The sequence below is a fragment of the Kribbella monticola genome, from assembly GCF_003261635.1.
GTDB classification, from domain to species: Bacteria; Actinomycetota; Actinomycetes; order Propionibacteriales; family Kribbellaceae; genus Kribbella; species Kribbella monticola.
This window is the reverse complement of record NZ_QFXK01000031.1, coordinates 142,913-156,345: the sequence shown is the minus strand read 5'-3', so window position 1 is coordinate 156,345 and position 13,433 is coordinate 142,913. Positions and strand designations below refer to the sequence as shown.

Sequence of the window (13,433 nt, the reverse complement as noted above, 5' to 3'; positions counted from 1 at the left end):
CCATGATCCGCAGACGCTTGCTCCTCCTACTCGCCACAACCGTCGCCCTGCTGACGGCAGCTGGAGTCGCCCTGGCCTTCTGGACCACGTCCGGCACCGGCGCAGGCAGCGCACTGACCGGCACCCTGGCACCACCAACAAACGTCACCGCCGTCGCAACACCAGGCAGTGGAACGGTTGCCATCAGCTGGACCGCCTCCAGCCAAGCGACCGGGTACTACGTCCTCCGCGTCCGCAACAGCGACAGCTCGTCCACCGCAGCCTGCGGCACTTCTCCTGCGCAAGCAACGACAGCTCTGTCTTGTAGCGATCTCGCTGTAGCAGACGACACCTACCACTACACAGTCATCGCTACCCGAGGCAGCTGGACCGCCACAAGCGCCTCGAGCAACAACGTGACGGTCAACAACACCCGACCAACAGTCACGGTCAACCAGTCAGCAGGACAATTCGACCCGACCAAGACCGCACCCATCAACTTCACCGCCGTCTTCAGCTCCACCGTCACTGACTTCACTAGCTCCGATGTCACGCTGACTGCTGGCACTGCGACCGTCACCGGAAGCGGGACGACGTACAACATCGCAGTGAGCGGGCTGACCAGCACCGTGACCGTAACCGCGTCAATCGCAGCAAACACCGCCCACGACGCAGCCGGCGCAGGCAACACCGCCTCCACGAGCACAGACAACACAGTCACGTACGACGTAACCGCCCCCACAGCACCCGCACCGGGAGCCACTGCCGCCGTCACCTTCGGTACCAGCCTGCTCTTCGTCAACAGCGAGGTAGTAAATCTCACTGATGCCGCAACTGATATCGGCTCGGCCATCGCATCCGTCAGCTACTACTACTGCGCCGGCTCCACAGGTACCTGCACCAGCGTGAACGGAACCTTGATCGGAGCCTCCTCAGCCTCGGCGAGCAGCTTCCCGGTCAACACGAACGCGCCGCTCGCAGCAGACGGCCCCTACCGAGTGGTCGCAGTCGCCACCGACGCAGCCGGCAACAGCACCGCCAGCGCCGCAACCCTCATCACCGTAGACACCACCCCACCCACCGTCACCCGGCCGACTGTGAACGGACACTCCTGATGACCGCCTTCAGCACTCCGCGGCACCGTCTGACCTGGCTGATCGCCGGCCTGGTCACCACCCTGATCGGCGTAATCATCGGCGTCGTCGGCAGCACCTCCGCCTCCGCAGCCAGTAACGCCAGCAGCGGTGACGGCGCACTCGTGGTTACTCCGACATCGGTGATTGCGGGATCGACCGGAAATCGTTTGACCTTCACCTTCACCACTCCCAACGGCAAGGACTTCGCTGCAGGGTCGTTCGTGACAGTCGTCGTCCCCGCGATGTGGACGCAACCCACGACCAGTTCTAGCGACGCCGGTTACACGACGGTCGTGGCGGGAGCGGGCAGCACTTGTGCATTGGGCACACCATCGATCACGGGTGGAGTAGGGCCGTGGACGATCACCGTTCCCCAATCCTGCAAGGCAGGGGAAACGTTCTCGATCAACTACGGAGCTGGCACGAACGCTCCTCAGGTCACTGCCCCGACCCTCGCTCAAACGGCGTCCTTTGCTGCGGCGTCTCGGGCCGGTGCGACCGGGAGCGCAGTTAACCTGGCGGTCCAGCCGCAGGTATCTGTAAACCCTGCTGCTGCAGCGGCGTTGGTATTCACCGCTTCGCCGAGCACTTCTGCTGTCGGCGTGGCGTTTGCGACTCAGCCGAAGTTGACTGTCGTAGATGCCTTCGGCAACACCGTTACGAACGACAACTCTGCGGTGACCCTTTCCATCACTCCCGGCACCCCGACCAACGGCGGCCCGGGAACGCTGTCTGGCTGTACGCAGACCGAGACCAACGGTGTGATCACCTTCGCAGGCTGCAAGATCTCCGCCTCAGGCACGGCCTACAAGCTCCATGCGGTCGATGGCTCCATGACCGCAGTAGACAGCGCTGCATTCAATATCACTGCTGGGACCGCTAGTAAGCTTGCTTACACCACATCGCCTCCGCCAAGCGGTGCAGCCGGGTCTGCACTGTCCGACTTCCGGGTGTCCGTGCAGGACGCCGCCGGTAACACCGTCACCACAGGCAATGGCTCGGTCGACACGATCACCTTGTCAATCGCCAGTGGACCGGTCGGTGGTGCCATCAACTCGCTGCCTTCGACCTACACCAACGTTGCTGCAATCGGTGGTGTCGCGACCTTCAGCGGGATCGTCTTCAATACCCCCGGAACCTACACACTGAAGGCTTCGGACACGACGGCCGGTCGTACGGGGCTCACCACGGTCACCAGTGGGTCGATCCAGATCAGTGCGGGAGCCGCGAGCAAGTTGGTCTTCATACAAGGGCCGTCGTCTGTGTTTGCCGGCGGAGTTATGACACCTGCGGTGACCGTGCAGTTGCAGGATTCGAGTGGGAATGCGGTTAGTACGTCGGGGGTGAGCGTGACGCTGGCGTTGTCTGCTGGAGTGATCGACTCCGGGGCGACGGCGGCTACGGATGCCTCTGGGCGGGCGACGTTCAGCGGAGTCGTTATCAATACGGCGGCTATTGGGCTCACCATGACGGCGTCGGCGAGTGGGATGACGGCCGCGCCGGCATCGGGGGCGTTTGACGTGACTGTTGCTGTTAGCAACGGTGCTGCGCTGACGGATGTGGCGAATGACAGTGGGTCTGGGGTGAAGTCGGTTTCTTATTACTACTGCACGGGCTACACCGGCACCTGCACGAGTGGCAACGGGGTGCTGATCGGGGCTTCGACTTCCGCGGCGGGGAATTACCCGGTGACGTGGAATGGTCAGCCCACCAACGGGGCATACCGGTTGGTCGTGGTCGGGACAGACAACGTGACCAACGTGAGTCAGGCGAGCGCCTCGATCCCGGTGACTGTGACGAACTAGAACCACTGACAAGTGGTTGACTCCTCCTCGGCAGCGAAAAGGCTGCCGAGGAGGAGATCAGTGTCTACGGGGTCAGGCGGTGGAGGTCTCGGGGGAAGAGGGTTACCTCGCGGATGTTTTCGGTGCCTGTTAGGCGGGCTACGAAGCGTTCTAGGCCGATGGCGAAGCCGCCGTGTGGGGGCATGCCGTGTTTGAAGGACTGGAGGTAGGACTCGTACGCCGGTGCGTCGGGGGACTCGCCGCGGGCGTGCAGAGCCGTCGCGTAGTCGGTGTAGCGGTGCAGGCGTTGGCCGCCGGTGACCAGTTCGACGCCGCGGAACAGCAGGTCGAACGAGTTGGACCAGCGCGGGTCCGACGGCTGTGGGTGGGTGTAGAACGGCCGCTTCACCATCGGATAGCCCTCGACCGCGACGAAGGCGCTGCCGTGTTCCTGCAACGCCCACTCGCCGATCGCTCGCTCGTCGGCCGGGGACAGGTCCGGCTCGTCCGGGTCCGCACCAGCCAGCTTGAGTGCCTCGCTGAAGTGCAGCACCGGTACTTCGGCCGGGATCTCGGGCAGCTCGACCTCGAGCCGTTCGAGCGCCGCCGCCGCGCGGGTCCCCACCGACGCGAGCATCCCGGCGATGACGTTCCGCAGTACGGCCAGGACCTCTCGGTGGTCGGAGATGAAGCCGAACTCGGCATCGAGCGAGACGTACTCCGCCAGGTGCCGCACGGTGTCGTGCGGCTCGGCGCGGAAGACCGGGCCGACCTCGTAGACGCGCTCGAACACCCCGACCATCGTTTGTTTGTAGAACTGCGGCGACTGGGCCAGGTACGCCGGACCGCCGAAGTAGTCGAGCGCGAAGACGTTCGCGCCGGACTCGGTCGCCGTACCGACGATCTTCGGCGTCTGGATCTCGGTGAACTCCAGACCGTCCAGCGTGCTCCGGAAGCCGTGCAACGCGGCCGCCGCGATCTCCCACCCGGCCCGGATCGCCGGGTGCCGCAGAGCAACGGGCGCGTTGTCCAGTACGACGGGAAGCCCCGCGCCAACTGTCGGTCGCCAGAGCTCGATCGGTGGGGTGTACGCCGGTTCGCTCAGCGGCGTGATGGTGGGGTCGACGATCTCCGCCCCGCCAGGGGCTTGTGGGTTGGCGGCCACCGTTCCGGTCACCTGTACGACGGTCTCCTCGCCCAATTCGTCCAGCTGGGCCTGGGTTTCCGGCGCTTTGACGACGATCTGGCTCAGGCCGGACCGGTCGCGCAGGATCAGGAACCCGACTGTCGCCAGCCGTCGTCTTCGGTGCACCCAGCCGGCCACCGTGACGGTCTGGCCTACTGCTGAGGGGATCTCGTGGTTGAGAATGCGCATCGCTGTTTCACCTCCGTTGGTCAACTCGAACCCCGGAGGTGTGGGCGAAGGGGAATCTCGCGGTGCCACCACACCTTCACCGCCGCGCGTGGATGCCGGACGGCCTCTTGCACTTCATTCGCTCAGGAGTGTCTTCACGACCGGCCCGTGCGTCGCCTTCCCAGCTACCGGCGACTCTCTCTTGCACGGGTGAACGGCGCTACTCGGTTCCGTCACCACGAACACCCCAAGAGTAGGACGCCCCGGGCACCAAGAGCAAAAGGATTGGCTGCTGGGGAACGCGCGCGACCACGGCGCTCCCGACGGAGGAGTGGGTTCAGCGGCGGGTGGCCGCAGGTGGGATGGAGGCCTGGTCGGTGTCGTAGCGGCCTCCGGTGGACGCCTTGACCGTCACCTGATTGGCGGTGCCGTGGCCGGGCCAGGCTGCCCATTCGCTGTTGAAGGCTCTGGTGTAGTGGTCGGTCCAGCAGGTCGCGCGGCGGATGTCGGTCGAGCGTGAGCAGGTCCAGCCGGGATCCACGTTGGACAGGAAGCTGAGGTTGCGGCCCCAGGCGATCTCCAGCGTGACCCGGCCGGTCGCGCCCTGGATCACCAGGAAACGATTGTAGACAAAGGGATTCGGGTCCTGCCGCGGATCCGGCGTGACGATCCGGAGCAGCGACTCGTCCAGCTGGATCGGTGCCAGCGTTTCCGAATCGGTGTCCGAGACCAGACCTGCCGTCGCGCTCACGCTGTACGTCCGGGCTGCGGCCGGGCTGTCCGGGGGCACGGGGAAGGCGGCGGTGAGGGGAGCGGGGCTGGTCGGAGTGAGCGCAATACAGATTTTGGCGGTCTGGTTGCATTTCCAGCCGGCCGGGTTCGCCGCGATCGGCCAGGACAGCGACGCGCCGTACGTGATCTTCAGCGTCACCTGGGACCGATCGGTGCCGGGGGCAACGGTCAGCACGCGGTAGTCGACATCGGGGTCGGCCTTGCCGGGGCCGAGCTTCAGCAGGTTCTCGTCCGTGCGCGGCGGCGCGACGAGGGTCTCGGAGTCGTCGTCGTAGAGCCGGCCGGCCTTGGCCGAGATGGTGAAGGTGCGGTCGACGGCCGATCCGCCGGTCGGGTCCGCGAAGGTGATCGGCAGGATCTCCGGCGAGGCCGGGTTCGTCGCCGTGCAGGCTCCGCTCTTGCCGTCGGCGGCCTTCGTACAGGTCCAGCCGGCCGGCGTACCGGTGATCGGCCAGTGCAGGGCGGTGCCGTACTTGACCTTGATGGTCACCGGCTTGGCGTTCTTCGCCGGCACCTTGATGGTGATCAGCCACGCGCTGCCGGAAGCCGCCGTCGCCTCGGCGCGCGCAGCGGGACCGTAGATGCTGGGGACGCCACCGCCGGACTTCGGTGCGCTGATCGTCAGCAGCCCCTCGTCGAAGATCGGCGTCGTAGGCTCCGGCGGCGTCGGCTTGGGCGTGACCGGCGGTGGCGGCGTCGTACTGGACTGGGTCGGCTCGGGCTGGGTCGGCTGGACCGACGGCGGCTTGACCGTGGGTGGCTTCACCGTCGGCGGCTTCACGGTCGGCGGGTTGACCGGTGGTTGCTGGGTCGCCTGAGACGCGGGCGGCTTGCTGATGGCGGCTGGGGGAGTCTCCTTGCCGGTGAGCGCCAAAGCCGCGAGCACAGCGACCACCGCCACCACCACGACCGCGCCGCCGGCGACCGCCGTACGGGTGCTGTTCTCGGTGACCTTGCGCCAGCCGGTGACGACGAAGCCGACGAGGCCGACCTTGGCGCCCGTACCGACAGCGGCGAGGTAGCCGATGCCGGCCGTGCCCAGCAGGGCCGGGGCGAGCAGTGCAGGCAGTGCGCTGTTGACCTCGACGAGCTCGAGGTAGACGGCGGTGCACTTGGCGCAGTCGTCCAGGTGCTCGCGGACGTTGTGGTTCTCGCGCTTGGTCAGGCCGCCGCGCACATAGGCGCCGAGACGTTCCGTGGTCCAGCGGCAGCGATCTCCGGCGACGTCGGCGAGGTGCTGCTGCAGGTACGCCTGGCGCAGGCCCTCGCGGGCCCGGTAGGCGAGCGCGGACACGCCGTTGGCGGTCAGGCCGAGCAGGGGAGCGATGGCGGCAGGCTTCTCGCCCTCCACCTCGGTGTGCCAGAGCACGGCCTGCCACCGCTCGGGCAGGCTCGCGAACGCCTTCGCGGCCGCGCCGCTCTCGAACCCGGTGACCGTCGGATCCTCGAAACCTTCCGGATCACGCTCGTACGACGCGATGTCGTCGGTGCTCTGGACCTTCCGGCCGGCCCGGATCCGGTCCACGTGCACGCGGCGGACCGTGGTGAGCAGATACGCCCGGAACGACAGGTCGGGCCCACCGCCACCGCGCAGCGCGTCGAGCACCTTGGCGAACGCGTCACTGGCCAGATCGTCTGCGTCTCCCGCGGGGACCAGCTGGCGGGCCATCCGCACGGCGGCATGGTGATGCCGGCCGAAGAGCTCGCCGTACGCCTCGAGATCGCCGGCCCGGACGCGGGAGATCAGCTCCGCATCGCTCGGTGCATCCGGCGCTTCCATCTCGGTTCCCCCTGGGTTCGTCACGACACCGTCACTGTCTGTCATTTAGTTGCCGGACACAAGGCTCCCACGAGAGGACGGATCCGTGCACCCTTCATGACGACGGCGGTCATCGCGAGGTTACGCGAAAAAACTTTTGCGAATCCGCGTCATGAACTCCTCCCAGTGCTGTCTCACTCCCAGAACGACGCCTCCGGCCGACCGGCCGGGAGACGAAGGGACTCGAGGAGGGCCATGTCGCTGTTCGCGGATTTCCGCAGGCGGTTCGAGTTGCGCCCACCGCGGCCCCTGAACCTGGCGGGGTCGCCCGCCCGGGTCCGGCCGGAGACGTCGTCACCTGATCAACCGTGCGGAAGGAGGGAGCCGCACGGCACAGCTGGCATCGACCGCAGCGCTTATCTCGCGATCGCCGAAGCGCTGCGGGACGGTGCCGACGTCGTGCCTGCGAGCGACGAGGTCGGCCGCCAACTGGCGGAGGACGGGGTCTCGTTGCTCGAGGCACTTGATGGGCTGGGTGCGCTGTACCGCGCGATCAGCGGGGGCGAGCCCGCGTTCGAGGCGGTACGCGCACTCAGTTCCAGCTGGGCCGAGGCTTCACTCGTCTATCTGCACTCGCTGTCCTGCGAGGACCCGCTGACCGGGCTGTCCAGCCTGGCGCACCTGCGGTCCCGCCTCGGCGAGATCTATCGGGAGGCCGATCTCCGTGGCACATCCGTACCGGCGACCCACGCACTGGTCGTGGTCGAGCCGCTCAACCCGCCGGGCATCACGACGCTCGACCGCGAACTCCGGCTCATCGACGTCGCGGAGTGTCTGCGGATCGTGTTCGCGGGCGGTGACGTACTGGGCCGCCTCGGCGCACGTCGCGCGGCGGCGCTCGTCGGCCGCGAGCCGAACCTGCCGGACCAGGTCGAGACGGCTCGAGCGCTGATCACCCAGTGGCGGATGGACACGGACGAACCGCAGCTGGCCCGGCTCTGGATCGAAGGCCTGCCCGCCTCCGCCCAGTGGGGCGGCCGGCTGCTGGACGACCTGGCAAGACCGACCTAGGACCTGCGTCCGGACGCCAACAGGGGGGTGCCCGGACGCATCGAACCGACGGCGGATCGCCTATCACGGGGTAGGCGATCCGTCGTCGCCGTCCTTGTCCACCGGTACTGCGTACGCCGGTTACCTGTTCTGCGCACGCACTTACCGGTACTGCGTACGCCGCCTCCGCCCACGCCACGCAGTACCGGATTTTGTCGGTCGGGCTGGCTAGGCTGCTTTTCATGTGTGGCAGATACGCGTCCAGCCGGGACCCGGCCGACCTGGTGGTCGAGTTCGAGATCGACGCGGGCAACGTCCGGGAGTCCGTGCAGGAGCTTCCGGAGAACTACAACGTGGCGCCGACCGACCCGGTGATCGCCGTGGTCGAGCGGAAGAACCGCGAGCAGCCCGACGAGGTCGTCCGCAAACTCACCACGGTGAAGTGGGGGCTCGTGCCTTCCTGGGCGAAGGACACCTCGATCGGCAGCCGGCTCATCAACGCCCGGATGGAGACGGTCGCCGAGAAGCCCGCGTTCAAGAAGGCCTTCGCGTCCCGGCGCTGCATCCTGCCCGCGGACGGGTACTACGAGTGGTACGAGACCGAGCAGAAGCACAACGGCAAGCCGGTCAAACAGCCGTACTTCATCCGCCCCGCCGACGGCAGCGTGCTCGCGATGGCCGGGCTGTACGAGATCTGGCGGGACAAGTCGGTCGCCGACCCCGACAAGGACGAGGCCTGGCTCTGGACCTGCACGGTGCTCACCACGACGGCGACCGACGACCTCGGCCGGATCCACGACCGGATGCCGTTGCTGGTGGAGCCCGAGCGCTACAACGCCTGGCTCGATCCGCGCAGTTCCGATCCGGACGAGCTTCGCGACTTACTAGTCCCGGCCGCTCCCGGCCGGCTGGAGGCGTACGCCGTGTCGCGCGCGGTCAGCTCGGTCAAGAACAACGGACCCCAGCTGGTGGAGCCGCTCCCTCCCGACGGCATCGACCCGGTCGACAAGCCGGAGGAGCCCGAGGAAACCACCCTGTTCTGAGCGCGGGAGGGAGTCGCTTCTGAGCCCAGCAGGAGAGTCGCCGGACCACGCGGCTGACGCCGGATGAGGCGAGCCCCGGGACGGCTCGCGAGTTCATGCCGCCGCCGGACGAGGCGAGCGGTGGGACGGCTCGCGTGTTCGGGCGCGCGGCGGGTCGTAGTACGGGCCGGGAATGACAGGATGGGGCCGTGACCGACGAACGGATTGTGGCGACGCCGCACGGTGAGGCCCGGATCGTGGCGCACCGGGCCCGGCGACCGGTGGCGACCCTCGCACTTGGTCATGGCGCCGGGGGTGGCATCGAGGCCGGTGACCTCGCCGCATTGGCCGCCCGGCTGCCGAAGCTGGACATGAACGTGTTCCTGATCGAGCAGCCCTGGCGGCGCGCCGGGAAGAAGCTCGCGCCGGCCCCGAAGGTGCTCGACGAGGCCTGGGTCGCGACGATCGGCCAGCTCCGGATCAGGACCCCGCTGGTGCTCGGCGGACGAAGCGCCGGCGCCCGGGTGGCCTGCAGGACAGCGGCCGGCCTGGGAGCTTCCGGCGTACTGGCGTTGTCCTTCCCGCTGCATCCGCCGGGCAAGCCGGACAAGTCGCGGGTGGACGAATTGCAGGGTTCGCGGCTGCCCACACTGGTGGTCCAGGGCGAGAAGGACCCGTTCGGTACGCCGCAGGAGTTCCCGCCGATGACCGAGATGGCGGTCGTGCCGGACGGGGACCATTCGTTCAAGGTGCCGAAGCGGGCCGAGCTCACCCAGGCCGAGAGTTACGAGCTGCTGGTCGAAGCCGTGTTCGAATGGGTGACCCGGGAAGTCTCGGGCTGAAAGTCCTGCCAGGGGCGGGGAATGAGGTGCCGGGCGGCGGCGTTGTGACGAACATGATGGCAACGAGCCTGGCTCCCGCGCAGAAGACTGGGAAGACACCGGTATTCTCGATCACGATGCCGACTCCCACGACCACCGAGACACCCGAGCAGCGGACCGAGCGCTTCGAGCGCGAGGCCCTGCCCTTCCTCGACCAGATGTACGCCGCGGCGATGCGGATGACGCGTAACCCGTCCGACGCCGAGGACCTGGTCCAGGACACCTTCGCGAAGGCGTACAGCTCGTTCCACCAGTTCACGCCCGGGACCAACCTGAAGGCGTGGCTGTACCGGATCCTGACCAACACGTTCATCAACGGCTACCGCAAGCGGCAGCGTCAACCGACGCAGTCGCCGACCGAGGAGATCGAGGACTGGCAGCTCACCGCCGCCGAGTCGCACACTCCCGGTGGCCTGAAGTCCGCCGAGGCCGTCGCCCTGGAGCACCTGCCGGATTCCGACGTGAAGTCGGCGCTGCAGTCGATCCCGGAGGACTTCCGGCTGGCGGTCTACCTGGCCGATGTCGAGGGCTTTGCCTACAAGGAGATCGCCGACATCATGGGTACCCCGGTCGGCACCGTGATGTCACGGCTGCACCGCGGTCGCCGCCAGCTGCGCGACTTGCTGGCCGACTACGCCCGGGAGCGGGGACTGATCCCCGGCGAGACCCGAACGAGTGCTTCGGAGGAGGAGTCGTGAGCTGCGGCGAGCACCACGACGTGGACTGCAGCGAGATCCTGCAGCGTGTGTACGTCTTCATCGACAACGAGCTGGAAGACGCCAGCAACGACGAGATCCGCCAGCACCTGGAAGAGTGCGCCCCCTGCCTCGACCAGTACGACCTGGAACGCTGCGTGAAGAAGCTCGTCCACCGTTCCTGCGGCGACGAACACGCCCCCGACTCGCTCCGCACGAAAATCCTCGCCCGCCTCACCGAGATCCGCGTAGAAATCACCACCACAGACTGACCGGACCGGTCATGGACAAACCAGTTCATGACCGGTTTTTGGTGCATTCAATACCTGCCGATCTGCTCAGTCCGGAAGTGGGTTTTCGGTCAACAGCGCCCGCACGGCAGCTTCGTCGTGGCGTGAAATGGGGCGCAACAGATCAGCGGCCTGCTGCCAAACGGAGTGTGCTGCGGCGAGGTGGCCCTGAGCAGCATGGATTTGGCCGAGTTCGGTGAGAATTTGTCCCTCGCGTTGCTTGTTGGCGTAGCTACGGGCGAAGCGCAGGCCCTCTTCGGCGCTGCGGATCGCGCTTGCACAGTCGCCGGTTTCACGATGGAAGGTGGCCAGGTTCTGGTGGCATTCGGCGAGCGCGTTACCGTCGCCGATCTGATGAAAGACCTCGAGGCCGGCCATCAGAGCCTCGGCTGCGAGCCGATGCTGTCCGGCTGTCAGGTAGGACTGACCGGCGATCTGGTACCTCTTGGCGAGTGACCGCAGATTGCCGGAGTCCTTGGCCAGGTCGATGGACACATCGAAAGACTGTCTGCCGAGGTCGTAGTCGCCGCGGAGGGTGTGGAGGCGACCGAGGGCCAGATGGCTGATTCCCTCGATACTCTGGTCGCCGATTCGCAGGCTGAGGGCGAGTGCCTGCTGGGCCCAGCTGAGCGACTCGTCGAGGTTGCCGAGCTTGGAATGCACGTAACTGAGCGATGAACAGCAGCGGGCCTGACCGGGCAGGTCGGATATGGCGCGGAACATCGCCAAGCTCTGCAGCATGTGGTTCACGGCGACGTCGTAGTTGCCGCGTTCGACGTCCGGGATGCCGAGATCGTGCTCGAGCCAGGCGGCAATCCGCTGGAAGCCCAATGTGCCGGCGACTTCGCGGCCGACGCCGTCGATGACATACATCTCTGGCCAGCGGTTGCGAGATTCGTAGTACCCGAACAGGGAGAGGGCCAGTTCGGGAATGAGGCTGCGCAGGGCGGGGGAGCGGTTGGCCTGCCGGATGAGCTCGGCGAGATTGGTGTGCTCCTTGTCGATCCAGTTCAGGGCCGCCTGGGTGTCCGGAAGATCGGGCAGGAGGTCCGGCGCCGGACTCGCCAGCGGAAGACGCGCGCTCTGGGTGTGTGTCAGCCGCTGGCAGTTCCAGGCCACGCCGGTATAGAGCTGGAGCAGGCGGGTGAGCGCGTCGGTGCGGGTGCCTTCGGAAAGGACCTGGTGGGCGCGTTCGCGAGCGAAGGCCAGGATCAGGTCGTGGAAGCGGTAGCGGCCCGGGCCGATCGATTCGAGCAGGTTCAGATCGACCAGGCGTTCGAGCATCTGCTCGGTGTGCTCGACCGGCTCGCCGAGCAGGTGGGCCGCCGTGACGGTGATCAGGTCCGAGGTGTTCGGCAGACCCAGCAGGTCGAGGGCTTCGGCAGCCTGCTGGTCGAGCTTGTCATTGCTGTTGGCAAGGAACTCCACCGAGCCGGCGATGCTGGCCCGTACGCCGGATTCGCCGGTGCCGAGTTCGTCGAGCCGGCGGTGCTCGTCCTCGAGTTGCTCCACGATGTACTCGACCGGCCAGGACGGCCGGGCGGCCAGCCGGGCACCGATCAGCCGCACGGCCAGTGGCAGGTGGCCGGTGAGGTGGGCGATCGACCTGGCGGCCGGGCTCTGAGGTGAGACCTGCGAACCGGCGGCGATCCGCGACAACAGCTGGACCGAATCGGCCTCGTCCAACGGCGCGAGATTGAGCTGCCGGAAGCCCGGCAGAGTGGTGAGTGCTCGCCGGCTGGTAACGATGACAGCCGAGCCGGGGGCACCGGGCAGCAAAGAGGTGACCTGCCCCGCGCCGTTGGCGTTGTCGAGCATGATCAGCATCCGCCGCTCGGCCAGTCGCGACCGGTACAGCGAGGCGGCTTCGTTCACGCCGTCGGGGATGGTCCGGTCGTCGACGCCGAGCGACCGAAGGAGCTGGCCGAGGGCATCCAGTGGTCCGATGGCGTCGCCTGGACCGTAGCCGCGCAGGTCGAGGTAGAACTGGCCGTCGGGAAAGTTGTCGGCGGCAAGGTGAGCCGCGTGGACCGCCAACGCCGTCTTCCCGACGCCGCCCATACCGGTGACCGCGACCATTCGCACAGTCCCGGGAGGACCGTCGGCCCGGGTCAGGGCCTGCAGGAGGATCTCCAGCTCGGCGGCCCGGCCGGTGAAGTCCGGCAGGGTCGGCGGTAGTTGCCTGGGCACCGAGGCGGCGGGCTCGACAGGGGGCTCCTTCGGGACCGGCTGTGCACGTCGGGTGCCCCGCGCCGCGAGGGCGAGAGTCTCCACCGCGGCGGCGTCCAGGCCGAGCGCCGCACCCAGCGCACGGATCGTCTCGATCCTTGGCCGTCGGCGCGAGCCACGCTCCAGCAGGCTGACCGCCTGCTCACTGAGACCGGCCTTCTCGGCCAACGCAGCCTGGGTCAGGCCTGCGCCGGTCCGGTACTTGCGGAGGAGTGTCCCCAGATCATCCTCGGTCAGCCGACTCACCTCCTGCCCCTCGTGGAATCGCAATGGGCGCAACGACGCCGTGGCCCCAACTCTAGAAGCTCGAGGGCAGGCCCCGCTGCGGTTGTCCACAGGCTCAGCCGGCGGTCGGTGCGGTGAATGCCGCCGTCGCCGATGGGGGCACCATTGTGACGGCGGCACTTCGGTGACTTTGTCCGCTACTACGGACAATTGGTGAACTACTGTTTGAAAATAGCG

Annotated in this window: 10 protein-coding genes; 7 read left to right on the top strand and 3 right to left on the bottom strand. The window is 67.2% G+C overall.

Going from position 1 to position 13,433, the window contains the following annotated elements; all coding sequences use genetic code 11:
* Positions 1 to 2 precede the first annotated feature (2 nt).
* Together DIZ26_RS20120 and DIZ26_RS20115 are read left to right on the top strand one after the other, a co-directional pair.
* Positions 3 to 1,094, top strand: a complete 1,092-nt coding sequence (locus DIZ26_RS20120; protein WP_112243730.1) for a hypothetical protein — start codon at positions 3 to 5, stop codon at positions 1,092 to 1,094.
* Entirely contained in the window at positions 1,094 to 2,920 is a 1,827-nt protein-coding gene (locus DIZ26_RS20115) for a hypothetical protein (protein ID WP_112243728.1), read from the top strand. The genes DIZ26_RS20120 and DIZ26_RS20115 overlap by 1 nt, the downstream gene beginning before the upstream one ends.
* 64 nt (positions 2,921 to 2,984) lie before the next feature.
* Here the strand turns inward: DIZ26_RS20115 and aspS are convergent, their stop codons facing one another.
* Together aspS and DIZ26_RS20105 are read right to left on the bottom strand one after the other, a co-directional pair.
* Positions 2,985 to 4,274 carry an aspartate--tRNA(Asn) ligase gene (gene aspS, locus DIZ26_RS20110; RefSeq protein WP_112243726.1) on the bottom strand — a complete coding sequence of 430 codons (1,290 nt, stop codon included), beginning with the start codon at positions 4,272 to 4,274 and terminating at the stop codon, positions 2,985 to 2,987.
* A gap of 316 nt (positions 4,275 to 4,590) precedes the next feature.
* Positions 4,591 to 6,825 carry a sigma-70 family RNA polymerase sigma factor gene (locus DIZ26_RS20105; RefSeq protein ID WP_198676182.1) on the bottom strand — a complete coding sequence of 745 codons (2,235 nt, stop codon included), beginning with the start codon at positions 6,823 to 6,825 and terminating at the stop codon, positions 4,591 to 4,593.
* A 234-nt stretch (positions 6,826 to 7,059) separates the two neighbouring features.
* On the opposite strand from DIZ26_RS20105, the gene DIZ26_RS20100 reads away from it, so the two are divergent.
* The 5 genes from DIZ26_RS20100 (at position 7,060) to rsrA (ending at position 10,724) form a co-directional block, all read left to right on the top strand.
* Positions 7,060 to 7,875 carry a hypothetical protein gene (locus tag DIZ26_RS20100; protein WP_112243722.1) on the top strand — a complete coding sequence of 272 codons (816 nt, stop codon included), beginning with the start codon at positions 7,060 to 7,062 and terminating at the stop codon, positions 7,873 to 7,875.
* 221 nt (positions 7,876 to 8,096) lie between these two features.
* A complete protein-coding gene (locus DIZ26_RS20095) occupies positions 8,097 to 8,897 on the top strand; it encodes an SOS response-associated peptidase (protein ID WP_112243720.1) in 801 nt (266 codons plus the stop codon).
* Between the two features lie 188 nt (positions 8,898 to 9,085).
* Positions 9,086 to 9,718, top strand: coding sequence for an alpha/beta hydrolase family protein (locus DIZ26_RS20090; protein WP_112243718.1), 633 nt, complete (start codon positions 9,086 to 9,088; stop codon positions 9,716 to 9,718).
* Positions 9,719 to 9,834: 116 nt separating this feature from the next.
* A complete protein-coding gene (locus DIZ26_RS20085) occupies positions 9,835 to 10,455 on the top strand; it encodes a sigma-70 family RNA polymerase sigma factor (protein WP_112244456.1) in 621 nt (206 codons plus the stop codon).
* Complete coding sequence (rsrA, locus tag DIZ26_RS20080; protein ID WP_112243716.1) at positions 10,452 to 10,724, top strand: mycothiol system anti-sigma-R factor; 273 nt, start codon at positions 10,452 to 10,454, stop codon at positions 10,722 to 10,724. The genes DIZ26_RS20085 and rsrA overlap by 4 nt, the downstream gene beginning before the upstream one ends.
* 66 nt (positions 10,725 to 10,790) lie before the next feature.
* Here the strand turns inward: rsrA and DIZ26_RS20075 are convergent, their stop codons facing one another.
* Complete coding sequence (locus DIZ26_RS20075) at positions 10,791 to 13,307, bottom strand: ATP-binding protein (RefSeq protein ID WP_232828472.1); 2,517 nt, start codon at positions 13,305 to 13,307, stop codon at positions 10,791 to 10,793.
* Positions 13,308 to 13,433: the final 126 nt, after the last annotated feature.

Coding starts and splice junctions, on each gene's coding strand:
- aspS (WP_112243726.1), bottom strand. CDS start 4,274: ATGCGCATTCTCAACCACGAGATCCCCTCAGCAGTAGGCCAGACCGTC.
- DIZ26_RS20095 (WP_112243720.1), top strand. CDS start 8,097: ATGTGTGGCAGATACGCGTCCAGCCGGGACCCGGCCGACCTGGTGGTC.
- DIZ26_RS20085 (WP_112244456.1), top strand. CDS start 9,835: ATGCCGACTCCCACGACCACCGAGACACCCGAGCAGCGGACCGAGCGC.
- DIZ26_RS20105 (WP_198676182.1), bottom strand. CDS start 6,825: ATGGAAGCGCCGGATGCACCGAGCGATGCGGAGCTGATCTCCCGCGTC.
- DIZ26_RS20115 (WP_112243728.1), top strand. CDS start 1,094: ATGACCGCCTTCAGCACTCCGCGGCACCGTCTGACCTGGCTGATCGCC.
- DIZ26_RS20120 (WP_112243730.1), top strand. CDS start 3: ATGATCCGCAGACGCTTGCTCCTCCTACTCGCCACAACCGTCGCCCTG.
- DIZ26_RS20100 (WP_112243722.1), top strand. CDS start 7,060: ATGTCGCTGTTCGCGGATTTCCGCAGGCGGTTCGAGTTGCGCCCACCG.